Origin of the sequence: Streptomyces griseus (genome assembly GCF_900460065.1) — a bacterium.
Classification (GTDB): domain Bacteria; phylum Actinomycetota; class Actinomycetes; order Streptomycetales; family Streptomycetaceae; genus Streptomyces; species Streptomyces griseus.
Genome location: NZ_UAVD01000047.1, coordinates 118720 through 140516 on the forward strand (window position 1 = coordinate 118720; position 21797 = coordinate 140516).

Here is a 21797-nt window from a genome sequence, read left to right on the forward strand (position 1 = left end):
TCCCGGGGGCTTTCCCGTCCCCTTCGGCGCCCCGCGCCCTACGCCCCGAAGCGCCGTCCCACCCAGCGCCAGACGAACTCCAGCAGGACCGCCGCCGCCACCGCGATGCCGACCGCCGTCCACGGCATCGTCGTGCCGACCAGCTTCAGGGCGAAGAATTCCTGGAGCCACGGCACCACGAGCACGATCAGGAAGCCGAGCCCCATCGCCGCCACCAGGGCGATCCGCCACCAGGTGTACGGGCGGGCGATGATCGCCAGGACCCACATCGAGACCAGGAACAGCGTCAGCGTCGCCGCACTCGTCTCGGCGTCCAGCGCGCCCTCGCCGCTGTAGTGCTGCCGTGCCACCAGGTACGTGGCGAAGGTGGCCGCCGCCGCGATGACGCCCGAGGGGATCGCGTACCGCATGACCCGGCGTACGAAGTGGGGCTGGGCCCGCTCCTTGTTCGGCGCGAGCGCCAGGAAGAACGCGGGGACGCCGATGGTCAGCGTGGACAGCAGGGTCAGGTGCCGCGGCAGGAAGGGGTACTCGACCTGGGTGCAGACCACCAGGATCGCCAGCAGCACCGAGTAGACCGTCTTGGTCAGGAAGAGCGTCGCGACCCGGGTGATGTTGCCGATCACCCGGCGGCCCTCGGCCACCACCGACGGCAGCGTCGCGAAGCTGTTGTTCAGCAGCACGATCTGCGCCACCGCCCGCGTAGCCTCCGAGCCGGAGCCCATCGAGACGCCGATGTCCGCGTCCTTGAGGGCGAGGACGTCGTTGACGCCGTCGCCGGTCATCGCGACCGTGTGGCCGCGGGACTGGAGGGCGGCCACCATGTCCCGCTTCTGCTGCGGGGTGACCCGGCCGAAGACCGCGTTCTGTTCCATGGCCGTGGCCATCTCGTCCGGGTCGGTGGGCATCCGGCGGGCGTCCAGCGTGTTCTCCGCACCCGCCAGGCCGAGCTTCCCGGCCACCGCGCCGACCGAGACCGCGTTGTCGCCGGAGATGACCTTGGTGGCCACGTTCTGGTCGGCGAAGTAGCCGAGCGTGTCGGCGGCGTCCGGCCGCAGCCGCTGCTCCAGGACGACCAGGGCGGTGGGGGCGGCTCCCGCCGCCGCGCCGGGGGCGTCCAGCTCGTCGCCCCGCACCCGGGCCAGCAGCAGCACCCGCAGGCCCTGCTCGTTGAGGTGCTCGATCTCGGTGAGGGCCGCGTCGCCCTCGGCCAGCAGGACGTCGGGGGCGCCGAGCAGCCAGGCGGAGACGGTCCCGTCGGCCTCCTCGAAGGCCGCGCCGCTGTACTTGCGCGCGGAGGAGAACGGCATCGCGTCGGCGACGGTCCAGGCGGGCTCGTCCCCCTGCGGGTACGCGTCGATGATGGCCTGGAGGCTGGCGTTGGGCCGCGGGTCCGAGGAGCCGAACGCCCGCAGCACCCGCGTCACGTACGCCTCGTCGTTGCCGTCGAGCGGCCGGACCTCCGTGACGTCCATGCCGCCCTCGGTGAGGGTCCCCGTCTTGTCCAGGCAGACCACGTCCACCCGCGCGAGGCCCTCGATCGCGGGGAGCTCCTGCACCAGGCACTGCTTGCGGCCCAGCCGTACGACGCCGATGGCGAAGGCGACGGAGGTCAGCAGCACCAGGCCCTCGGGGATCATCGGGACGATGCCGCCGACGGTCCGGGCGACGGAGTCCTTGAAATTGTTGTCCTTCACGACCAGCTGGCTGATGATCAGCCCGATCGCCGTCGGCACCATCATCCAGGTGACGTACTTCAGGATCGTGCTGATGCCGCTGCGCAGCTCGGACTGGACGAGCGTGAAGCGCGACGCCTCCTCGGCGAGCTGTGCGGCGTACGCCTCGCGGCCCACCTTGGTCGCGGTGAACGCGCCCCCGCCGGCGACGACGAAGCTGCCGGACATCACCGGGTCGCCGGCCCGCTTGACCACCGGGTCGGCCTCTCCGGTGAGGAGCGACTCGTCGATCTCCAGGCTGTCGGCCTCGGCGACCGTGCCGTCCACGACGACCTTGTCCCCGGGGCCGAGCTCGATCAGATCGCCGAGAACGATCTCGGAGGCGGAGATCTCGGCGGCGGCCCCGTCGCGCCGCACGGTCGGCTTCGCCTCGCCGATCACCGCGAGGCTGTCCAGGGTCTTCTTGGCCCGCCACTCCTGGATGATGCCGATGCCGGTGTTGGCGATGATCACGAAGCCGAAGAGGCTGTCCTGGATCGGCGCGACGAACAGCATGATCACCCAGAGCACGCCGATGATCAGGTTGAACCGGGTGAGGACGTTGGCCCGGACGATTTCGGTGACCGACCGCGACGACCGTACGGGTACGTCGTTGACCTCGCCGCGAGCGACCCGCTCCGCGACCTCGGCGGTGCTCAGCCCGTCGGGCCGACGGGGCGGTGGTGGCTCCACGGGGTGCACGGGATCGAGTTCCGCCCCCGCGTCGATCATGGCCGGCCGGGAGGTTCCGGGGGTCTGCTCCCCGGAGGAATCGAGTGCCCGCTGCGTCATGGTTCGACGGTACGGGCGCGCGCGGCGAATCACCCACCGGGAGGGCCGAAGATCCGACCAGGGGAGGACGAAGACGGTCCCGTGGTCGTACGGTCCCGGCGGTCCCGGTCGGGCGACGCCTCAGGCGGTCCGGTCGGCGCGGTCCGCCCGGCCGCCGCCCAGGGCGCTGTCCGTCGCCGCGGCCCCCGCCGCGTCCTTGGCCTCGACCCGGGCCGCGTGCCGCTTGAGGGCGGCCTCGCGCCCCCGGACGTACCAGATGCCGATCAGGCCGAGACCGGCCCCCGCCAGCGGGGTCCACACCCACCAGGTGTGGCCGCGGTCGGCGAACCAGCCGTAGAAGGGGAGCTGGGCGAGGAAGAGGACGAACCAGAGGATCGTGCCGCCGACGACGGTGGCGACGACGGGGCCCTCCAGGGGTTCGGGCGCCTCGTGCTTCGGTGTCCACTTCTCCATGACTTCAGTGTATGGGGCCACCCGTTCCGGGGGTGTGCGGCCCGGACCGGGCCGGGGACCACGCGGGTCTACGCGCGGAGATAGCGATCTTCGCCTTATGTATTCATACTGAATCTGCTTTGGGTTGGCTCGATTCGTTCGTCTGAACCTCCAATTTCGATCATCTTCCTGCCCCATCGCATCCACCCCTCTACGTACGACTGAGGTCACCCATGCCCCCCTCGGCCACCGCTCCGGTCGACTCCCCGCCCCCCGCGACCCCGCAGTCCCAGGGCAGCCTGGACCGGTTCTTCAAGATCTCCGAGCGGGGGTCCTCCGTCGCCCGCGAGTTCCGCGGCGGGTTCGCCACGTTCTTCGCGATGGCGTACATCATCGTGCTCAACCCGATCATCCTGGGCAGCGCGAAGGACATGTACGGCAACCAGCTCGACAACGGTCAGCTGGTCACCGCCACCGTGCTGTCCGCCGCGTTCTCCACCCTGCTCATGGGTGTCATCGGCAACGTGCCGATCGCGCTCGCCGCCGGTCTCGGCGTCAACACCGTCGTCGCGCTCCAGCTCGCCCCCCGGATGAGCTGGCCGGACGCGATGGGCATGGTCGTCCTCGCGGGCATCGTGGTGATGCTGCTGGTCGCCACCGGCCTGCGGGAACGCGTGATGAACGCCGTGCCGAAGTCGCTCCGCAAGGGCATCGCGATCGGCATCGGCCTCTTCATCCTGCTGATCGGCCTCGTCGACTCGGGTTTCGTCTCGCGCATCCCCGACGCCGCCCACACCACCGTGCCGCTCCAGCTCGGCGGCACCGGTCACCTCGTTGGCTGGCCGATTCTCGTCTTCGTCCTCGGCGCGCTGCTCACGCTCGCGCTGATCGTGCGCAAGGTGCCCGGCGCGATCCTGATCTCGATCGTCGCCATGACGGTCGTGGCCCTGGTCATCGACGCGGTGGCGGACCTGCCCGAAGGGGCGTGGGGCCTGACGACGCCCGCGTGGCCGGGCAACCCGGTCTCCGCGCCGGACTTCGGGCTGCTCGGCGAGGTCAGCCTGTTCGGCGGCTTCGAGAAGGTCGGCATCCTGACCGGTGTCCTGTTCGTCTTCACCGTGCTGCTGTCCTGCTTCTTCGACGCGATGGGCACCATCCTCGGCGTCGGCGACGAGGCGAAGCTGATGGACCAGGACGGCAACTTCCCCGGCATCAACAAGGTGCTGTTCGTGGACGGCATCGCGGTCGCCGCGGGCGGTGCGAGCTCCTCCTCCGCCACCACGTGCTTCGTGGAGTCCACCGCGGGCGTCGGCGAGGGCGCCCGCACCGGACTGGCGAGCGTCGTGACCGGTCTGCTCTTCTCGGTGGCGCTGTTCCTCACACCGCTGGCGACCATGGTCCCGTCGCAGGCGGCCACCCCCGCCCTGCTGGCGGTCGGCTTCCTGATCATCGCGGGCTCGGTGCGGGACATCGACTGGAGCGACTACACGCTCGCGGTCCCGGCGTTCCTGGCCATGGTGATGATGCCGTTCACGTACTCGATCACCAACGGCATCGGCATCGGCTTCATCGCCTTCTCCGTGCTGCGCCTGGCGGCCGGGCGCGGCCGTGAGGTGCCGGTGGCCATGTACGTGGTCTCGGCGGTGTTCGTCTTCTACTACGCGATGCCGGCGCTCGGCCTCACGTGACCGGTTCTCTCGTGGAGCCGGGGCCCGGCCTCACGTGATCGGTGGTGTCACGCTCCCCCGTGCGTCGCCGTAGAACCTCTCGGTCTCCTCGACGGCCGCCGTGAAGCGTTCGTCGAAGTCGTCGCGCATGAGCGTCCGGACCACATAGTCCTGGACGCTCATTCCGCGTTTCGCGGCGTGCTGCCGGAGCCGGTCGAGCAGCTCACCGTCTATCCGCAGGCTGAGCACTGTCGATCCCATGCCCAGCAGGGTCGCCGCCCCGGAGCGCTCCTTGCGTCACTTTCCGCGTCTATCTCACTCGTTCGGGTGATCGGTTTCTCGCGCGTGTACCACCAGGTGGTATTTAGTTTGGGTAATGAGTTACGCTAACAAACATGCCTGACCTGATCCACGACGGCGACAGTGCCGCCGCCGTGAGCTCCCTCCGCTCCGCCGTGATGCTGCTGGGCCGTCGACTGAAGCACCAGCGCGTCGACGAGTCGCTGAGCCCCACCGAGATGTCGGTGCTCGGCACCCTCGCCCGCTGCGGCTCGGCCACCCCCGGTGAGCTGGCCCGCAAGGAGCACGTGCAGCCCCCGTCGATGACCCGCATCGTCGCGCTGCTGGAGGCGAAGGGGCTGGTCAGGCTGGAACCGCACCCCGATGACCGTCGGCAGAAGAGGGTCAGCCAGACCGAGCAGGCCGAGGCCATGCTCGCGGAGAGCCGCACCAAGCGGAACGCCTGGCTGTCCCGCCTCGCCGAGGGCCTGGACGAGGACGAGTGGGAGACGCTTCGGGCCGCCGCGCCCGTGTTGGAGAAGCTCGCCCACCTGTGACCCCGCGGGCGCGCCGACGATGATCCGCCGCCGGACCGGAAACACCGGCCGGCCCGGACCGGATCACCGCCGGAGCGCCCGTCGTCACGTCCTCGTCGGACCGAACGCCGCAGACGCCCGAGGAGGCGAACCCTTTTGAGTACGGGATCCGGAGCAGACTCCGCCCCCGCACCGACTTCCACCCACGAGAGCAAGACCGGCGGGACCTTCTCGTCGCTGAAGATCCGCAACTACCGCCTGTTCGCCACGGGCGCCGTGATCTCCAACACCGGTACCTGGATGTCCCGCATCACGCAGGACTGGCTCGTGCTGAGCCTGACGGGTTCCGCGACCGCCGTCGGCATCACCACGGCCCTCCAGTTCCTCCCGATGCTGCTTTTCGGCCTGTACGGCGGCGTGATAGCCGACCGCCTGCCCAAGCGGCAGATCCTGCTCGTCAGCCAGGCCATGCTCGGCCTGTGCGGTGTCGCGCTGGCCGTCCTGACCCTCTCCGGGGTCGTGCAGGTCTGGCACGTCTACCTGGTCGCCTTCCTGCTCGGCATGGTGACCGTCGTCGACAACCCGGCCCGTCAGTCGTTCGTCTCCGAGATGGTCGGCCCCGCGCAACTGCGCAACGCGGTCAGCCTGAACTCGGCGAACTTCCAGTCCGCCCGGCTCATCGGCCCCGCCGTCGCGGGCGTCCTGATCACCACGGTCGGCAGCGGCTGGGCGTTCCTGCTCAACGGCCTCTCCTTCCTGGCCCCGCTCGTCGGCCTGCTGATGATGCGCACCAACGAGCTGCACGCCTCGGTGACCGTCCCCCGGGCCAAGGGCCAGCTCCGCGAGGGCCTGCGCTACGTGAAGGGCCGCCCCGAGCTGATCTGGCCGATCGTCCTGGTCGGCTTCGTCGGCACGTTCGGCTTCAACTTCCCGATCTGGCTGACCGCCTACGCCGACGAGATCTTCGACGGCGGCGCGGGCATGTACTCGTTCTTCAACATCCTGATGGCGGCCGGTTCGCTGGCCGGCGCCCTGCTCTCGGCCCGCCGCCGCTCCACGCGGCTGCGGATGCTGGTGGCGGCGGGCACGGCCTTCGGACTGCTGGAGATCGCCGCTTCGCTGTCCCCGTCGGTCTGGCTGTTCTCGATCCTGCTGGTCCCGATCGGCATGCTCGGCCTGACCACGAACATCACCGCGAACACGAGCGTCCAGATGGCCGCCGATCCGGAGATGCGGGGCCGGGTGATGAGCCTCTACATGATGGTCTTCGCCGGGGGTACGCCGGTGGGCGCCCCGATCGTCGGCTGGATCAGCGACACCTACGGGGCCCGCACCGGCTTCGCGGCCGGCGGCGCGATCTCGGTGATCGCCGCCCTGGGCGTCGGCTTCGCCCTCGCCCGCGTCGGCGGCCTCCGCCTGAAGGTCGATCTCCGGCCGGGCCGCCCGCACGTCCGCTTCGTCCCGCGCGAGCAGCTGGCGACGGCGGCGTGAGCCACGCGAAAGGCGCCCTCCCCACTCCCGGGGAGGGCGCCTTTCGCGTACGGGGGCGGGGCCGACCACGGGGGTCGGCTCCAGGACCACGGGGCGTGCGGGCAGCCGCCCGGGACGGCGACGGGACCGGCGCCCCCGGCGCGCCCGGAGCTGCGAGACTCGCGCGCATGAGCAGCCACCGCTCCGGCCGTCCGCCCACCCAGCGCCTCTTCGCCGCCGTGCTGCCGCCCGGCACGGCCGTCGCCGCACTCCGTACGGCGGTGGCCCCGCTCCACGCGCTGCCCGGCGCGGGGGAGCTGCGCTGGACGCGCCCCGAGGGCTGGCACTTCACGCTCGCGTTCCACGGAGAGGTGGAGCATCGCCGCCACACCCCGCACCTGACGCCGGCCCGGAGCCGGGGCGGGGTGGATCTGAGGCCCTTCGCCGCGGCGCCGGCGGGTTTCGGGGGAGAGCGCTGGGAGGCCGGCGAGCTGCGTCTCGTACGGAGCGTTCCGCCGGTGCCCGGGGTGCCGGGGGAGCGGCCCCGCTACGAGACGGTGCGGGCCTGGGCACTCGGCCGGTGAGCGGTGCCGTTACGCTCGAAGGGTGGACCCGAAGACCAGAAACCGCGTCATGGCGGCCGTGCTCGTGCTGATGTTCGTCGTCGTCGCCGTGGGGAGCGCCCTGGGCGGCTGATACCGGCGGCCCGTCGACCGACCACGCCCGTACGGCGCGTCCGGGCCACATGCTTGCCTGGAGTGGACTCGAAGGAGTTGGCTGGGGCGTCATGAAGTACACACAGCTCGGACGCACGGGACTCAAGGTCAGCCGGCTCGTCCTCGGGACGATGAACTTCGGCCCGCAGACCAACGAGTCGGACAGCCACGCCATCATGGACTCCGCGCTCGGCGCGGGCCTGAACTTCTTCGACACGGCCAACGTCTACGGCTGGGGCGAGAACAAGGGCCGCACCGAGGAGATCATCGGCACCTGGTTCGCCCAGGGCGGCGGCCGGCGGGACAAGGTGGTCCTGGCCACCAAGATGTACGGGAACATGGCCGCCGAGGGCGATGCCTGGCCGAACCACGACAAGCTCTCCGCCGTGAACATCCGGCGCGCGGTCGACGCCTCGCTCAAGCGTCTCCAGACCGACCACATCGACCTGTACCAGTTCCACCACGTCGACCGGAACACGCCCTTCGACGAGATCTGGCAGGCGATCGACGTCCTGGTCCAGCAGGGCAAGATCCTCTACGCCGGTTCCTCGAACTTCTCCGGCTACAAGATCGCCCAGGCCAACGAGCAGGCCGCCCGGCGCGGTTCGCTCGGCCTGGTCAGCGAGCAGTGCATCTACAACCTCGTCGAGCGCCGCGCCGAGATGGAGGTCATCCCGGCCGCGCGGGACTACGGCCTCGGGGTCATCCCGTGGTCGCCGCTGCACGGCGGCCTGCTGGGCGGCGTCATCAGGAAGACGACCGAGGGCGGCCGCCGCGCCTCCGGCCGGGCCGCCGACGCCTTGGCCGACCCCGCCACCCGGTCCCAGCTCCAGGCGTACGAGGACCTGCTCGACAAGCACGGGCTGGAGCCCGGCGAAGCGGCCCTGGCCTGGCTGCTGACCCGCCCCGGCATCACGGGCCCGATCGTCGGCCCGCGCACCGCCGACCAGCTGGACAGCGCCCTGCGCGCCCTGGAACTGGAGCTCCCGGAGGCCGTCCTCACGGGCCTGGACGAGATCTTCCCGGGTCCGGGGCCGTCGCCGGAGGCTTTCGCCTGGTAGGTCCCGACCGCGAAGGGGGGCCACCGTCACCGCGACGGTGGCCCCCCTTCGTGTGCCGGCGGCCGGAGCAGTGCCGGCGGCCGGAGCGGTTCGCCGGGTTTGTCAGAACGGCATGTGACCGCGGGTGCGTCGGCCGGCCGCGCCGCTCCGGCCCACGGCCTTGGAGCTGCTGCGGAACGGCTTGCTGAAGATCCGGCCCAGCACGCCGGGCGCCTTGCCGCCCGCACGGGAGCCCAGGCCGAGCGTGCGCTGCGTACCGCGCTCCGGGTGGCGGGAGAGCCGCGGAACGAAGAAGGCGAGTACGGCGAGAACGACACAGACTGCGACAATTCCTACGACGATCATGGCTACTCCTCTGCATCGTGCTGTTGTTCGTCGGTGGTGTCTGCGCCGTGTGCCCCGCCGACGGCTTTCGAACCCGGCATTCGTCGCGGGGCGTTCTCGGGCGGTCGTCGGCCGCGTCCTTCCGCGGGAGGACGGAGACGGTCTGACGGGGAGATACGCGGGCAGGAGTAGCTGGGTCCCGGGGAGCGGAACTGCCGCCCGGGGCCGACCAGCGCCGAGGCCGCGACGACGGTCCGGCGGACGCCGACGAAAGGACGCACCGATGTCTCCGGTGACCGAACAGTGGGACGAAGTCCTCCGCACGCATCTGGCCCTCGGCGAGGAGAGATCACCGGTCCTGGCCGCCGCCGCGTTCTCGGCCGAGGCGGGGTTCTTCGCCGTCGCGGGGCGCGGGGGTGCGGACGGGTGGCCGTACTTCCGGTCGATGGCGCACGCCCCGGGGGCCGGCGGCACGGGCCCGGAGCGGCCGGACGACGTCGAGGCCCTGTGCACGGTGTGCGAGGAGGCCGTCCACCCCCGCGGCCTGTGGATCGCGGGCCTGCCCTGGCAGCGCGAGAGCCGGGAGCTGGTCTCCGACGCCGTCACCGGACGGGACCTGGAGCTCGCGCTGCTGCGCCAGGGGGACCGCGCCATGTGGGTCGTCCGGACGGAACGGGGCGTCTGCGCGTTCGTGCTGGTCGACGGGGACAGCGAGGCGAACCTCTCCGAGGCCCGGTCACTGACGCTGGAGTTCGACTCCTTCCTGGTCGGCCAGGGCTACTGATCCCGCTCCCCGCGCCGGGCGCCGTACGCCTCCGGCTCCGGGTGCTCGTCCACCAGCTCGGGTTCGAGGCCTTCCGCCGCGTCCGTGGGGCGGCGGCCGGCGTCCCTCCGCCAGGCCTCGAAGGCCCAGCCGGTCAGGACGACGACCGCGCCCCCCAGCAGCCATCCGCCGATGACGTCGCTGAACCAGTGCACGCCGAGCGCGATCCGGGTGAAGCCGACGCCCAGGACGGAGATCCCCGCCGCTCCCCAGCACAGCCCCCGCCACCTGCGCGGCACCAGCGGCAGCAGCACCAGCAGGAGGACGGCGAACGAGGTGGCGGCCGTCATCGCGTGGCCCGAGGGGAACGAGTAGCCCGGCGCCTCGGCCACCGGGTCCTGGAGCGAGGGCCTGGCCCGCTCGACCACGACCTTGGCGAGCACCCCGATCAGCGCACCGCCGATCGCGGTGGTCGCGGCCCACGCGGCCAGCCGCCACGCCCGCCGGTACAGCAGCCACACCGTGAGCAGGGCGACGGCCGTGCGCAGCGTGGCGGGGTCCCACACCCAGTCCGACAGGACGCGCAGCGTGGCCGTCCACCCCGGGTGCTCCAGGGCCACTTCGTGCAGCCGTCGGGCCGCACCGGCGTCCAGCCGCTGGAGCGGGGGCCACGTTCCCTCGACGAGGATCACGAGCAGGGCGAACGGCACCGCCGCGACCGCGCCCGCCCCGACCGCCGCCAGCAGGCGTAGGCCGAGGCGGCGGTCGGCGCGGCGGGTCCGGGCCTGCTCGGTCCGGGGCCCCGCGCCGTGCGGTTCCGGGACGGGGGGTTCGGAGAGGGTTCCTGGCACGTCATGCTCCGGGGTCGGCGGCGACCGGTCCGGGCCTGCGGGCCCGGACGGCCTCCAGTTGGGCGGCGAAGGACAGCCCCACGAAGAGGGCTGTGGAGGTGAGATAGGCCCACAGCAGCAGCGACATGAACGCGCTCAGGGGCCCGTAGACGGTGTCGAAGGAGCCGCTGAAGCCGAGGTAGAGGCTCAGGAGCCAGGTCAGCACCGTCCACAGGACGAGGTAGACGGCGGCCCCGAACGCCAGCCAGGTGTAGCCGGGCTGGCGACGGCGCGGGGAGCGGCGGAAGATCGCGCTCGCCGAGATCAGCGCGAGCAGGAAACCCAGCGGCCAGCGCAGCAGGGTCAACGTCTCCCGGGCGGTGTCGCCCAGCCCGTACACGGAGGCCGCGGCGGCGACGAGGTCTCCGCCGGCCACCATCATCACGGAGCCGATGCCGAGCGGGATGCCGGCGCTCAGGGCCATCACCAGCCCGCGCAGGTACTTGTGGTGGAAGACGCGGTCCCGCTCCACCCCGTAGATCCGGTTGGCCCCCCGCTCGATCTGGCACATGGCGGTGGTGACGTTGGCCAGGGAGAAGGCCAGTCCCAGCCAGAGGGCGACCTCGGGTCCGTCGCCGTCGCTCCGCCGGTGGCGGTCGAGGGCGTCGTCCACCACCTCGGCGCTCGGGCCCTCGCTGATGCCGTGGATCGTGAGCTCGGCGAGCCTGCCCACGCTCTCGGTGTGCAGCTCGGCCGAGAGGCCGACGAAGGCGATCACCAGGGGGATGATCGCCAGGATCGTCTGGAGGGCCAGCGCGCGGGCGTGGCTGAAGCCGTCGGCGTAGCGGAAGCGTACAAAGGCGTCGCGCACCAGCGGCCACCGGCCGTACCGGCGCAGGGCCGCCAGCGCCTCGTCGCCGGAGAGCTCGTCCCCGCTCATGTCGCGGGTCACCGGGACCCGGGTCGCCGTCCCCATCAGCGCTCCCCGGCGGGCATCAGCACGGTCAGGGCGCCGGGCCTGACCTCGGCGGCGAGGCGCAGGCCGGGGCCCACCGGGTCCCCGTCGACCTCGCGCGGCTGCGGCCGGGCGAAGGACAGTTCGGCGCGGCGGAAGGTGTGGAACTCGACGGGGCCCCGGGCGGAGTCCGCGGTGCGGGAGGGCGCGGTCGTCTCCCGACCGGACGCCCCCGGGCCCGTACCGTTCGCCCCCGGACCCTTCGCGCCGCGGCCCCTTCCGCCGCCGCGCAGCAGCACCCCGGCCGCGCGCAGCCAGCCGCCCGCGCCACGGGGGTCGAAGACCGCGAGGTCCAGCAGCCCGTCGTCGGGCCTGGCGTCGGGCACCGGCGCCGCGCCCGCCTGGACCGTACCGATGTTGGCGATGAGGACCATCCGGGCGGTCCTGCGCAGCTCCGGGCCGCCGTCCAGAGTGACGGTCAGCCGCATCCGGGGGGCGCGCAGCCCCTTCGCCCCGGCCAGTACGTACGCGGGCCAGCCCAGGGCCGACTTGGCACGGTCGGAGGTCTCCTCCAGCATGGCCGCGTCCAGTCCGGCCCCGGCCATCGCCGTGAAGTGGACGGCGGGGAACCCGTCCCCCTCGATCCGGCCGAGGTCCAGGGCGCGGGGCTCGCCGGTCAGCCCGGCCGCCAGGGCGTCGGCGGGGCCGAGCGGCAGCCCGAGGTTGCGGGCCAGCAGATTGCCGGTGCCCGACGGCACCAGGACCAGCGGGACCCCGGTGCCGGCCAGCGCGTCCGCGACCGCACGGACCGTGCCGTCGCCACCGCAGACGACGATCAACTCGGCCCCCGCGCGCAGGGCCCCGGCCGTCTGCCCGCCCCCGGGGTCCTGCGCGGTGGTGTCGACGAACGGGGTGTCGCGGTAGCCGTGCTGGGCGAGGACCAGGCGCAACTGCTCCCGGGTGGCCTCGTCGGTCACCGTCGGGTTGACGATGACGGTCGCCTGCCTCCGCGCCGGGGCGGGCCGCTGTTCGGCGGCCGCCACGGCGATGCCCAGGGCGTCGGCCGGGGGCCGGCCGACCCAGGAGTGGCCGGGGAGCAGGGCGCGTCCCACGACGAACAGGGACAGGGCGCCGTTCGCCAGTCCGCCGGCCACGTCGGTGGGGTGGTGCATGCCCCGGTAGAGCCGCGCCAGCCCGACGAGGAGCGGAAGAAGCAGCAGGACCGCCGCCAGCGGCCTGCGCCACGGGGCCCGGACCCGGGACAGGACCAGGACGGCGAGTCCGGCGTACAGCGCGGTGGCCGCCCCGGTGTGCCCGGAGGTGTAGCTGGAGGTGGGCGGTGAGGCGTCCATGCGCTCCACGTCCGGACGCGTCCGGTCCACGGATGCGGTGATCAGGACGAAGACCGCCGACTGGAGCGACACCCCGACGGCGAGGAAGACCGCCTCGCGCCACCGGGGCAGCCGGGGCACCAGGACCAGACCGAGGCAGACCAGCAGCGTGATGCCCACCACCGTGGCGGTGTCGCCCAGGGCGGAGGCGACCGATGAGGCCGTGTCGAGGGTGGCGGTGCGGGCGTCCTCCAGCGCCTCCACGGCCGCGTCCTCCGCGGTCATCGGCCACAGCCCCCGGGCCGGTCCGGTGATCAGCAGTCCCGCCCCCGCCACCAGGGCCGCCTGGCAGACGGCGAAGGCGGCGATCCGGGCCGCCGCCTTCGTGATGCCGCTGGAGAGGGCGGGGGAGCGGCCGGGGCGCCGTGGGACGGGGGCCGCTCGCCCGCCGGTCCCTCTCTCCGGAACGGTGGTCTCCATCTGGTCCCCCCACGTCTGCCCGCCGTGCGGCGGTACCGCGGGAGCCTGTTCTCCCGGCGCTACGCCGTATGCCCTGCCGCGCGCGGGTCAGACCTGGGCCGTCCCGGCGGTCGCCGCGGGCCGGGCGCCGGGCGGCATGTTTGAACGGCGCCGTGGGGGTCAGGCGGTGGGGGACCGCAACGCCGAGCTCAACGAGAGGTGAGTGACATGGCCGCCGACGAGAAGAGCCGGGCCAAGACCGAGCAGGCCAAGGGCAAGATGAAGGAAGTCGCCGGGCGCGCCGTCGGCAACGAGCGCCTCACGGCCGAGGGCAGGGCCGAGCAGGCCAAGGGCGATGCCCGTCAGGCCAAGGAGAAGATCAAGGACACCTTGACCGACTGACGGCGTCACCGTGCGATGACATCGGGCCCCGCGGAGCTTCCCCCTCCGGCGGGGCCCTGTCGTGTCGTGCCGCGCCCCTCCCGGCGCTTCCCGGGTTCGCGGGGCCGGAGCGCGGGCGAGGGCGGGGCGGTCGTCAGCCCTTCCCCGCGAACCCGTCCAGCGCCCGCAGCACCGCCCGGCGGGTCTCCGTGCCCCCCATGTGGCCCGCGTTGTCGATGACCGTCAGCTCGGCGTCCGGCCAGGCGCGATCCAGCTCCCAGGCGGTGACCAGCGGGCCGGCGAGGTCGAAGCGGCCGTGGATCAGGGCTCCGGGGATGCCGGCGAGGCGGTGGGCGCGGGCGAGGAGCCGGCCCTCCTCCAGCCAGGCCCCGTGGGCGAAGTAGTGGGAGCAGATCCGGACGAGCGCCTGCTGCTCGCGGTCCGGGCGGCCGCTGTACGGGGGCGGGCCCTGGTGCGCCTCCATCGAGACGACCGCGTCCTCCCAGGCGCACCAGTCCGCCGTCGCCTTCTCCCGTACGGCGGCGTCCTCACTCTCCATGCGGCGGGCGTACGCCGCGACCAGGCCGGTCGGGTCGCCGGCCTCGGGGACGCCCGCGCGGAAGGCGTCCCAGGCCTCGGGGAAGAGGTGCCCGACTCCTCGGTAGAGCCAGTCGATCTCGCTGCGGCGGGTCGTCGTCACCGCCGGAATCACCGCCTCCGTGACCCGCTCCGGGTGCTCCTCGGCGTACGCCAGGATCAGGGTCGAGCCCCAGGAACCGCCGTACAACAGCCACGTGTCGATGCCGAGGTGCTCCCGCAGGCGTTCCATGTCGGCGACCAGGTGGGCCGTGGTGTTGTGCGACATGTCCGTCGCCGGGTCGCTCGCGTGCGGGGTGGAACGGCCGCAGCCCCGCTGGTCGAAGAGGACCACCCGGTAGAGGTCCGGGTCGAAGAACTGACGGGAGCGGGGTGTGGAGCCGGACCCGGGGCCGCCGTGCACCACGAGGGCCGGCTTGCCGTCCGGGTTGCCGCACACCTCCCAGTACACGTGGTTGCCGTCGCCGACGTCCAGCATGCCCGCCCCGTACGGTTCGATCGGAGGGTAGAGGGAGTCCGGTTCGCGGTCCACGGCGTGGGTTCCTCTCGGTGCGGCGGTTGGGCGGTGGGCCACTCTACGTGGGTGCGACGGCCCGGGGCGTCCCGTACGGTCTGCCCATGAACGCCGCTCCCCGGGTCCTCGCCGTCATCGGAGATCTTCTGGCCGCCGCCGCTCCCGACGAGCGCGGTGCGCTGTGGCATCTGGCCGAGCAGGGGCGGGAGTTGGACGCCAATCTGGTGCGGCTGCCGCCCGGCGCCGAGGTCGGTGAGCATCAGGAGGACGTGCTCGACGTGCTTCTCGTCGTGCTGGCGGGGGCCGGGAGCGCCAGGGCGGGGGGCCGCGATCTGCCCCTCGGGCCCGGCACGGTCCTCTGGCTGCCCCGTACGTCACGGCGGGCGCTGGCCGCCGGGCCGGACGGGCTCACCTACCTCACCGTCCACCGCCGCCGCCCCGGCCTCGCGATCAAGCCGCCGGCCGGGGCGTACGAGGGCGGCGAGGGGCCCTGCATGCTGGACCGGGTCTGCCCGGAGTGCGGGCGGCTGTCGCAGGACCCCGCACCGGTGTTCTGCTCGCGGTGCGGGGAGCGGTTCCCCGAGCGCTGAGCGGTTCCGGTCCGGCGTTCGTCCAGGGGCGGGTGGGCCATCGGTACGCCTCGGCGACCGCGCTCTACACCGGTGTGAGCGGTGACCTCATGAACACGATGACGCGCGAGGGTCCGGACAAACCCCGAGCAGACGACCAGTGCCATCCCCCGAAGGTGAGGTCCCGCCGCAGCGGTCAGGGGCCGCCACCAGTGTGGACGCCCGTCATGACCACTGACAGGGCCTCACCCCGGTCCGCCGGGCGCACTCTGCACCCGTCGTCTTCGGCGCCGGTGCCGCGATCGGCGTGCTGGGCGGGACGATCGGCCTGGGCGGCGCGGAGTTCCGCCTGCCGAGAGGACGAGCGGGTGAGGAGCAGCCGGCTGGGCGGCGGGGAGCAAGCCGGTCAGGGAGTTCGTCCATCAGGAGTGCGGGGGGTGCCCGGTGTCACCGCGTCCTGTTCCGTGAGGTGGCTGTCCATGGTGGTGTTCAGGTCGGCCATGAACGCTTCGACCTGTTCCAGGAACCGGGGCGGGTAGTGCGACATCGTTGAGTCGAGGCGGTGGGCGAGCGGGCCGAAGAACTCGTCCGCCCGTTCCTGGACGTGCCCGCCGCTGCGCAGTGTGACGATGCGCCGGTCGGAGTGCTCGCGGGCCCGCGTGATGTGTCCCGCCGCTTCGAGGCGGTTCAGGAGTGCGGTGGTGGCGCCGGTGGACAGGGAGATCCGTTCGCTCAGCCGCGCCGGTGACAGGGGGGTGCCGCGCTCCTCGGCGGCGGCGATCTCCAGGACCGCGGTCGCGTCTGTGGAGTGCAGGCCCAGCCAGGCGGCGAAGCGCCGGCTGAGCTCGGCGTAGTGGCCGCCGTAGATCCTCAGCGACTCCATCAATTGCTCCCGGTGCTCCGCGACGCCGTCGCGCACTGCTTCCTCCACGCCTTCGCCCTTCTCTCCTGCCACGCGATCCACGCACCCGGCTTTGACAACCTACCGCCACCACTTTACCTTCATGGTGGAATTACTTCACGATGGAGGTATCTGACGTGCGTGACCCGTCCCCCACTCCTGACCAGACGACCGAGCCCTATCGGTGGCGCTGGCTGATCCTGGTGGTGATGATCGTCGCGGAGATCATGGACCTCCTGGACGCCTCGATCGTCAACGTCGCCGGACCGGACCTGGAGAGATCCCTCGGTGCCGGTTCCGTCGGACTGCAGTGGGTGATCGGCGGCTACGCCCTCACTCTGGGTGCCGGGCTGGTGCTCGGCGGCCGGCTCGGCGACCGCTACGGCCGGCGCCGGATGTTCCTGATCGGACTCGCGTCCTTCACCGCGGCCTCGCTGCTGTGCGCGATCGCGCCGAACATCGAGTCGCTGATCGCCTTCCGCCTGCTGCAGGGCACCGCCGGAGCGATGCTGCTGCCCCAGGGGCTGGGCCTGCTGCGGGAGAACTTCTCCGGCCCCGAGCTCACCAAGGTCTTCGCGATCTTCGGACCCGTCCTCGGTCTGGGCGGCATCATCGGCCCGGTCCTGGGCGGCTTCCTCATCGAGGGCGACTTCTTCGGCCTGGGCTGGCGCTCGGTATTCCTGATCAACCTGCCCATCGGCATCGCGGCACTGATCATCGCCGCGACATTCGTGCCGAAGAAGACGGGCGACCGCACGGTCCGGGTCGACATGACCGGCGCCGCCCTGGTCGTGGCGTCCTGCGCCCTGCTGGTGCTGCCACTCAACCAGGGACAGGAAGAGGGCTGGCCGCTGTGGACGTGGCTGTCCATGGCCGCCTCGGCCATCGGGTTCGCCCTCTTCACCCTCCAACAGCGCCGCACCGCCGCCGCGGGCCGCGAGCCGCTGGTGACCCCGGGCCTGCTGCGCAAGCCCGCCTTCACAGTCGGGCTCGGCGGCATCTCCCTGTTCTTCGGTGGACTCATCGGCACCCAGCTCGTCCTGACCCTGTTCCTCCAGATCGGCCAGCACTTCACCGCGGGTGACGCGGGACTCGGCAACCTGCCCCTCGCCGTGGGAACCGCGATAGGCGGTGCCATCAGCGGCGCGTTCCTCGCCGACAAGATCGGCCGCAAGGTGCTCCAGATCGGACCGCTGGTCCAGCTGGCCGGCGCGGCCGTGCTGTGGTTCGAGCTCGACGGCCTCGACTCCGCCTCGTTCTCGATCTGGGACATCGTCCCGGGCACGACGGTGTCGGGCATCGGCGCCGGCATGGTGATCGCCGCCCTGTTCAGTTTCATCCTTGCCGCGGTCGACGACGACGAGATCGGATCCGCCTCCGGTGTCCTGTCGGCGGTCCAGGCGGTCGGCGGCTCCATCGGCGTCGCGGTCTTCGGCTCGGTGTTCTTCGCCCAGGCCGAGACCGGTGACTTCACCGGCGGCTTCCACCGTGCGCTGATCGTCCAGGCATGCCTGCTGGTGGTCTTCCTGGCGATCACCTTCCTGCTGCCGAAGAAGGGCCGCCCCGAAGACGAACAGCACGGCATCACCCCCGAAGCGACTGCCGACGGCCACGGCCGTGTTGCTCCTCGGTGAGGACGTCAAGACCGCTGGGAGCCTCTCCTTGCTCGTCTCCCTGCCCACCATGCTCGTCGCCTTCGCCCGCTGCAGCCGTGACGGCAGCTTCGCCGTCCGCGGCGCGAACCTCCGCTCCACCGCGACCACGGCCGCGGGCGCCGTCGCCGGCGCGGTCAGCCGGAACTACCAGCACGGTCCCGGGGCAGGGCCGTGCGGGATGGGGCGGTGCCGTGCGGGATGGGGCCCGGTGCGCCGGCCGCGCCGAGCCCGCCTCAGAACCCCTCGCACTCCGTCAGGTCCGGGCGGCCCGGCGGGTTCTTTCGGCCCACCAGATCGGCCAGGTTCTCCTTGTACATGTCCTCCCAGATCCGGCCGGCCAGGATCGTCCGGAGCGCCGAGCACACCTCGCCCTTCAGGAGCGTGCTCTTGGGCCGCATCGCCACGCCGTAGCCCTCCGCACCGTTGATGGGCTCCAACTGCCGCACCTTGCCCGGGTTGGCCTTCACGTACCCGGCGAGAATGATGTCGTCCGAGGCCACCGCGTACACGTCGGACTTCGGGTCCAGCAGCTTGTCCAGACAGTCCTGGTAGGTGTTGGGCTGCGACTTCGCCATGGTGAAGCCCCGCTTCGGCAGCTCCGTCTCGTACGTCGACTCCCGCGCCGTGCACACCTCGACGCGCAGGTCCACCAGGTCGCTGGAGTCGTTGATCGTGTACTTGCTCGACTTCTCGCGGACCAGGAAGCTCCGGCTCGCGTCGTAGTACGGCCCCGCGAAGTCGACGCTGTAGCCGCCGGGCGAGGCGGTCTTGCGGTCGTCGGTGATGCTGTACGACGCGATGACCAGGTCCACCTGCTTGGTCTTCAGCGCGGTGCTCCGGTAGTCCGTGGCCACCGTGGTGAAGGAGACCTCGCCCTTGCCGTAGCCCATGCTCTCGGCGATCGCGTACGCCAGGTCGACATCGTAACCCCGGTACGTGCGCGTCTTCTTGTCGAACTTGCTCAGCCCGGGCTGGTCGTCCTTGACGCCGATCCTCAGGGTGTCGTGGGTGTCCTTCCACCGCTCCTGGCTGCCGCTGCCCGCGGCGCCCTCACCGTCACCCGGACCCCGCACCGAGCCCGCCCGGTCGCCGCCGTCCCCGCCGCTCTCGCCGCCGCCCCGGGAGACCAGCCACCCCGCACCGGCCAGCAGCGCCACGCACACCACCGCCGCGGCCGTCTTCCAGCCCCGGTGCCGGCCGGGCGGCCCGGCCGCGGCGGGCGCCGGGGCGGGCGGAGGGGCGGCGGGGCCGGGCGCGGGCACCGGAGCGGGCGCGGGCGCCGAGGGGTTCGGGGTGGAGGGGTTCGGCGTGGAGACGGCCGTCGGCGGGTGCGTCGCCGCGGCGGCGGCCCGGGCCGCGTTCGGCGCGGCGGGGTCCCCGAGCACCTCGCGGAGCATCGCCTCCGCGGTGGCGGCGTCCAGGCGCTCCCGCGGGTCCGTGATCAACAGCCCCTGGATGACCGGGGCGAGGGGCCCCGCGTAGCGGAGGACCGGGTCGGGGGACTGCCGGATGTTCTCCTGGACCTCCCAGACCTCGTGCCCGGCGAAGGGCACGCGGCCCTCGACCATCTCGTACAGGGTGATCCCCAGCGCCCACAGGTCGGAGGCGGGGGTGGGGCCGGGGGAGCCGGGGGCGAACAGTTCGGGTGCCAGGTAGGAGGAGGTCCCGATGACGCTTCCGGACCGGGTCACCCGGTCCGCGCCCTCGAAGGTGGCGATTCCGAAGTCCACCAGGATCGCGAGGCCGTCGTCGCGGACCAGGACGTTGCCCGGCTTCACGTCGCGGTGGACGACCGATGCGGCGTGGACCGCTCGCAGGCCCTGCACGACCTGGAGGCCGATGTTCGCCGCCTTCGGCACGGCGAGGACCCCGTCGCCGCTCAACAGCTCGCCCAGGGACTTCGCTTCGAGGAGCTTCATCACGATCCAGACCTGGTTGTCGGTCTCGACCTGGTCGTGGACCGTCACCACGTTCTGGTGCTCGATCTTGGCGATGGCCTCCGCCTCGCGCCGCGCCCGTTGCAGCGCCGCCGCCTGCGTGGCGGCGGTCATCGCGTTCCGGTCGAGCAGGCCCTTCACGGCGACGAACCGGCGCAGCCGCCGGTCGTGGGCCTTGAAGACCTCGCCCATCCCGCCGCTGCCGATCGGCTCCAGCAGCTCGTAGCGGCCGTCGATCACGGTCCGGGGGGAGGGCGGAGCGCCGTGCGCCGGCGGGGTGCTCGGCCACACCCGCGGTGCCACGGCGTCCGGCCGCCGGGGGTCGTCGCCCGGCCGGCGGTCCTCGGGACCCCTGGCCCCGTCGCCCGTTCTGCCGGCCCTGTCATCGTTGTGCATACGACCCCCTGTGCACTACATGGACCACGCCAGATTAGACGTTACGTCCTGCTCGGACGCACGGACGTGAGGTACCGGTTCGCGTCCCGGCGGCCGGCGGTGCGGATCGGGGCCGCGGACACGGCCTACGAAGCCGCGCCGCCGTTGCTCTTCAGCAACTGGCCGTTGACCCACTGGCCTTCGGGGGAGCACAGGAACCCCACCAGGTGGGCGGTGTCCAGCGGCGTGCCGAGCCGGCCGAGCGGGGTGCCCCGCACCAGCGTCTCGCGCAGCTCGTCGTTCATCCAGCCGGTGTCCACCGGGCCGGGGTTGACGACGTTCGCGGTCACCCCGAGGTGGGCCAGCTCGTGCGCGGCGGCCAGGGTGATGCGGTCCAGGGCGCCCTTGCTCGCCCCGTAGGGGAGGTTGCCCACGGTGTGGTCGCTGGTGAGCGCGACGATCCGGCCCGTCGCGGTGCCGGGCGCGGTGCCGGGCGTGGGGCTGGGCGTGGTGTCGGGCGTGGTGCCGGGCGTGGTGTCCTTCGTGGTGCCGGGAGCGCCGCGGAAGCGCAGACCGTACTCCCGGATCAGCAGCCAGCTGGCCCGGGAGTTCACCGCGAAGTGCCGGTCGAAGGCCTCCACGGTGGTGTCCAGCAGCCCCGAGTCCACCGACTCCGCGTGCGAGAGGACGAGCGCGGTCACCTGTCCGCCGAGGCGCTGTTCCGCCTCGTCGAAGATGCGCGTCGGCGCGTCGGGGTCGGTCAGGTCCGCCTCGATCGCCGCCGTACGGGCCCCGGCCTCCGCCAGTTCCTTCTCGATGGACGCGGCGGCCCCCGGTTCGGCGCCCCACTCCATGCGGCGGTCGTACGGCGTCCAGTAGGTGAAGGCGACGTCCCAGCCGGTGGCCGCCAGCCGCCGCGCGATGCCCGCGCCGATGCCGATGCTGCGGCCGACGCCGGTGATGAGGGCGATGGGACGGTCGGGTCCGGAGGCGGGCGGGCGCTGCTCGGTGTTCGTCACGCGGTGATCCTTCGTGACCCGTACGGGTCGCGTCAATGGCGTTTCCGGACAGCCGGGACGGTGTCGTCGCGCCCACGCTGACCTGCGGGGCGGGCCGCCCGACATGCGGTGGCGGGCGTGCCGACAGAGACTCGGTGAGGATCTCCGGGACGTCCGTTCCCGGACGCGCCGAGGAGGAAGACGATGACCTCATCGATCAGCGACCCGGTAGTGGAGAAGTTCGTCGCCGCGGTGAACGCGGGCGACAGGGACGCCTTCTTCGCCGATGTTCTCACCGAGGACGCCACCATGTCCGACGACGGCAGCGAACGGGACCTGGCGGCCTGGACGGAGAAGGAGGTCTTCTCCCCGGAGGCCAACGGCCGCATGAAGGTCGTGGACGCCTCCGACGACGGCCGCACCCTCGTCGTCGACTACACCAACGACACCTGGGGCACGATGCGGACCCGCTGGATCTTCACGGTCGCCGGCGACCGCGTCAGCCGCTTCGAGACGGGCCAGGCGCCGTCCTGAGGACGG

At 72.3% G+C, this 21797-nt stretch carries 21 protein-coding genes; 10 read left to right on the forward strand and 11 right to left on the reverse strand.

Going from position 1 to position 21797, the window contains the following annotated elements; genetic code table 11:
* Nucleotides 1–38 precede the first annotated feature (38 nt).
* Nucleotides 39–2507 carry an HAD-IC family P-type ATPase gene (locus tag DTB53_RS31500; RefSeq protein WP_042496499.1) on the reverse strand — a complete coding sequence of 823 codons (2469 nt, stop codon included), beginning with the start codon at nt 2505–2507 and terminating at the stop codon, nt 39–41.
* A 120-nt stretch (nt 2508–2627) separates the two neighbouring features.
* Entirely contained in the window at nt 2628–2960 is a 333-nt protein-coding gene (locus DTB53_RS31505; protein WP_003967285.1) for a DUF2530 domain-containing protein, read from the reverse strand.
* Between the two features lie 212 nt (nt 2961–3172).
* On the opposite strand from DTB53_RS31505, the gene DTB53_RS31510 reads away from it, so the two are divergent.
* Nucleotides 3173–4627, forward strand: coding sequence for an NCS2 family permease (locus DTB53_RS31510; RefSeq protein WP_012379699.1), 1455 nt, complete (start codon nt 3173–3175; stop codon nt 4625–4627).
* A gap of 30 nt (nt 4628–4657) precedes the next feature.
* Here the strand turns inward: DTB53_RS31510 and DTB53_RS31515 are convergent, their stop codons facing one another.
* Complete coding sequence (locus DTB53_RS31515) at nt 4658–4867, reverse strand: hypothetical protein (protein WP_003967283.1); 210 nt, start codon at nt 4865–4867, stop codon at nt 4658–4660.
* 134 nt (nt 4868–5001) lie between these two features.
* Between DTB53_RS31515 and DTB53_RS31520 the strand changes: the two genes are divergently transcribed.
* The 4 genes from DTB53_RS31520 (at nt 5002) to DTB53_RS31535 (ending at nt 8668) form a co-directional block, all read left to right on the forward strand.
* Nucleotides 5002–5442 (forward strand): MarR family winged helix-turn-helix transcriptional regulator, encoded by a 441-nt coding sequence (locus DTB53_RS31520; protein ID WP_003967282.1) that lies wholly within the window; start codon nt 5002–5004, stop codon nt 5440–5442.
* 135 nt (nt 5443–5577) lie between these two features.
* On the forward strand, nt 5578–6912 hold the full coding sequence (locus DTB53_RS31525; protein WP_012379698.1) for an MFS transporter: 1335 nt from the start codon (nt 5578–5580) through the stop codon (nt 6910–6912).
* Nucleotides 6913–7079: 167 nt separating this feature from the next.
* The gene (locus DTB53_RS31530; RefSeq protein ID WP_012379697.1) at nt 7080–7475 is read left to right on the forward strand and encodes a 2'-5' RNA ligase family protein; all 396 of its coding nucleotides are present in this window, start codon (nt 7080–7082) and stop codon (nt 7473–7475) included.
* Nucleotides 7476–7678: 203 nt separating this feature from the next.
* Nucleotides 7679–8668 (forward strand): aldo/keto reductase, encoded by a 990-nt coding sequence (locus DTB53_RS31535; protein WP_012379696.1) that lies wholly within the window; start codon nt 7679–7681, stop codon nt 8666–8668.
* Nucleotides 8669–8770: 102 nt separating this feature from the next.
* On the opposite strand, the gene DTB53_RS31540 is transcribed toward DTB53_RS31535, so the two are convergent.
* Nucleotides 8771–9013, reverse strand: a complete 243-nt coding sequence (locus tag DTB53_RS31540) for a DUF6411 family protein (RefSeq protein ID WP_003967275.1) — start codon at nt 9011–9013, stop codon at nt 8771–8773.
* Nucleotides 9014–9275: 262 nt separating this feature from the next.
* Here DTB53_RS31540 and DTB53_RS31545 point away from each other — a divergent pair, with 262 nt between their 5' ends.
* On the forward strand, nt 9276–9776 hold the full coding sequence (locus DTB53_RS31545; protein WP_003967274.1) for a hypothetical protein: 501 nt from the start codon (nt 9276–9278) through the stop codon (nt 9774–9776).
* On the opposite strand, the gene DTB53_RS31550 is transcribed toward DTB53_RS31545, so the two are convergent.
* From DTB53_RS31550 to DTB53_RS31560, 3 genes are read right to left on the reverse strand one after another with little or no spacing between them, the layout of a single operon-like run.
* Nucleotides 9770–10606 carry a phosphatase PAP2 family protein gene (locus DTB53_RS31550; protein WP_003967273.1) on the reverse strand — a complete coding sequence of 279 codons (837 nt, stop codon included), beginning with the start codon at nt 10604–10606 and terminating at the stop codon, nt 9770–9772. The two genes, DTB53_RS31545 and DTB53_RS31550, sit on opposite strands and share 7 nt — an antisense overlap.
* 1 nt (nt 10607) lies before the next feature.
* A complete protein-coding gene (locus DTB53_RS31555) occupies nt 10608–11561 on the reverse strand; it encodes a YihY/virulence factor BrkB family protein (RefSeq protein WP_003967272.1) in 954 nt (317 codons plus the stop codon).
* Complete coding sequence (locus tag DTB53_RS31560) at nt 11561–13351, reverse strand: bifunctional phosphatase PAP2/diacylglycerol kinase family protein (RefSeq protein ID WP_012379695.1); 1791 nt, start codon at nt 13349–13351, stop codon at nt 11561–11563. Before DTB53_RS31560 ends, DTB53_RS31555 begins: the two co-directional genes overlap by 1 nt.
* A gap of 207 nt (nt 13352–13558) precedes the next feature.
* On the opposite strand from DTB53_RS31560, the gene DTB53_RS31565 reads away from it, so the two are divergent.
* A complete protein-coding gene (locus tag DTB53_RS31565) occupies nt 13559–13732 on the forward strand; it encodes a CsbD family protein (RefSeq protein WP_003967270.1) in 174 nt (57 codons plus the stop codon).
* A gap of 133 nt (nt 13733–13865) precedes the next feature.
* On the opposite strand, the gene pip is transcribed toward DTB53_RS31565, so the two are convergent.
* On the reverse strand, nt 13866–14840 hold the full coding sequence (gene pip / locus DTB53_RS31570; RefSeq protein ID WP_012379694.1) for a prolyl aminopeptidase: 975 nt from the start codon (nt 14838–14840) through the stop codon (nt 13866–13868).
* 86 nt (nt 14841–14926) lie between these two features.
* On the opposite strand from pip, the gene DTB53_RS31575 reads away from it, so the two are divergent.
* The gene (locus tag DTB53_RS31575) at nt 14927–15412 is read left to right on the forward strand and encodes an AraC family ligand binding domain-containing protein (RefSeq protein WP_012379693.1); all 486 of its coding nucleotides are present in this window, start codon (nt 14927–14929) and stop codon (nt 15410–15412) included.
* 385 nt (nt 15413–15797) lie between these two features.
* Here the strand turns inward: DTB53_RS31575 and DTB53_RS31580 are convergent, their stop codons facing one another.
* A complete protein-coding gene (locus tag DTB53_RS31580; protein WP_012379692.1) occupies nt 15798–16274 on the reverse strand; it encodes a MarR family winged helix-turn-helix transcriptional regulator in 477 nt (158 codons plus the stop codon).
* 155 nt (nt 16275–16429) lie between these two features.
* Here DTB53_RS31580 and DTB53_RS31585 point away from each other — a divergent pair, with 155 nt between their 5' ends.
* The gene (locus DTB53_RS31585) at nt 16430–17926 is read left to right on the forward strand and encodes an MFS transporter (RefSeq protein ID WP_042496487.1); all 1497 of its coding nucleotides are present in this window, start codon (nt 16430–16432) and stop codon (nt 17924–17926) included.
* Between the two features lie 254 nt (nt 17927–18180).
* On the opposite strand, the gene DTB53_RS31595 is transcribed toward DTB53_RS31585, so the two are convergent.
* On the reverse strand, nt 18181–20280 hold the full coding sequence (locus DTB53_RS31595; RefSeq protein WP_012379690.1) for a serine/threonine-protein kinase: 2100 nt from the start codon (nt 20278–20280) through the stop codon (nt 18181–18183).
* Between the two features lie 125 nt (nt 20281–20405).
* Nucleotides 20406–21278 carry an SDR family oxidoreductase gene (locus tag DTB53_RS31600; protein WP_012379689.1) on the reverse strand — a complete coding sequence of 291 codons (873 nt, stop codon included), beginning with the start codon at nt 21276–21278 and terminating at the stop codon, nt 20406–20408.
* Nucleotides 21279–21461: 183 nt separating this feature from the next.
* Here DTB53_RS31600 and DTB53_RS31605 point away from each other — a divergent pair, with 183 nt between their 5' ends.
* Nucleotides 21462–21791, forward strand: a complete 330-nt coding sequence (locus tag DTB53_RS31605) for a nuclear transport factor 2 family protein (RefSeq protein WP_003967265.1) — start codon at nt 21462–21464, stop codon at nt 21789–21791.
* The last annotated feature ends 6 nt before the right edge of the window (nt 21792–21797 follow it).

Bases quoted from the DNA above. Each gene is read 5' to 3' on its own strand.
- DTB53_RS31505 (WP_003967285.1), bottom strand. From the start codon at position 2,960: ATGGAGAAGTGGACACCGAAGCACGAGGCGCCCGAACCCCTGGAGGGC.
- DTB53_RS31595 (WP_012379690.1), bottom strand. From the start codon at position 20,280: ATGCACAACGATGACAGGGCCGGCAGAACGGGCGACGGGGCCAGGGGT.
- DTB53_RS31500 (WP_042496499.1), bottom strand. From the start codon at position 2,507: ATGACGCAGCGGGCACTCGATTCCTCCGGGGAGCAGACCCCCGGAACC.
- DTB53_RS31510 (WP_012379699.1), top strand. From the start codon at position 3,173: ATGCCCCCCTCGGCCACCGCTCCGGTCGACTCCCCGCCCCCCGCGACC.
- DTB53_RS31535 (WP_012379696.1), top strand. From the start codon at position 7,679: ATGAAGTACACACAGCTCGGACGCACGGGACTCAAGGTCAGCCGGCTC.
- DTB53_RS31530 (WP_012379697.1), top strand. From the start codon at position 7,080: ATGAGCAGCCACCGCTCCGGCCGTCCGCCCACCCAGCGCCTCTTCGCC.
- DTB53_RS31545 (WP_003967274.1), top strand. From the start codon at position 9,276: ATGTCTCCGGTGACCGAACAGTGGGACGAAGTCCTCCGCACGCATCTG.
- DTB53_RS31560 (WP_012379695.1), bottom strand. From the start codon at position 13,351: ATGGAGACCACCGTTCCGGAGAGAGGGACCGGCGGGCGAGCGGCCCCC.
- DTB53_RS31580 (WP_012379692.1), bottom strand. From the start codon at position 16,274: ATGGAGTCGCTGAGGATCTACGGCGGCCACTACGCCGAGCTCAGCCGG.
- DTB53_RS31605 (WP_003967265.1), top strand. From the start codon at position 21,462: ATGACCTCATCGATCAGCGACCCGGTAGTGGAGAAGTTCGTCGCCGCG.
- DTB53_RS31515 (WP_003967283.1), bottom strand. From the start codon at position 4,867: ATGGGATCGACAGTGCTCAGCCTGCGGATAGACGGTGAGCTGCTCGAC.
- DTB53_RS31520 (WP_003967282.1), top strand. From the start codon at position 5,002: ATGCCTGACCTGATCCACGACGGCGACAGTGCCGCCGCCGTGAGCTCC.
- DTB53_RS31565 (WP_003967270.1), top strand. From the start codon at position 13,559: ATGGCCGCCGACGAGAAGAGCCGGGCCAAGACCGAGCAGGCCAAGGGC.
- DTB53_RS31555 (WP_003967272.1), bottom strand. From the start codon at position 11,561: ATGGGGACGGCGACCCGGGTCCCGGTGACCCGCGACATGAGCGGGGAC.
- DTB53_RS31575 (WP_012379693.1), top strand. From the start codon at position 14,927: ATGAACGCCGCTCCCCGGGTCCTCGCCGTCATCGGAGATCTTCTGGCC.
- DTB53_RS31540 (WP_003967275.1), bottom strand. From the start codon at position 9,013: ATGATCGTCGTAGGAATTGTCGCAGTCTGTGTCGTTCTCGCCGTACTC.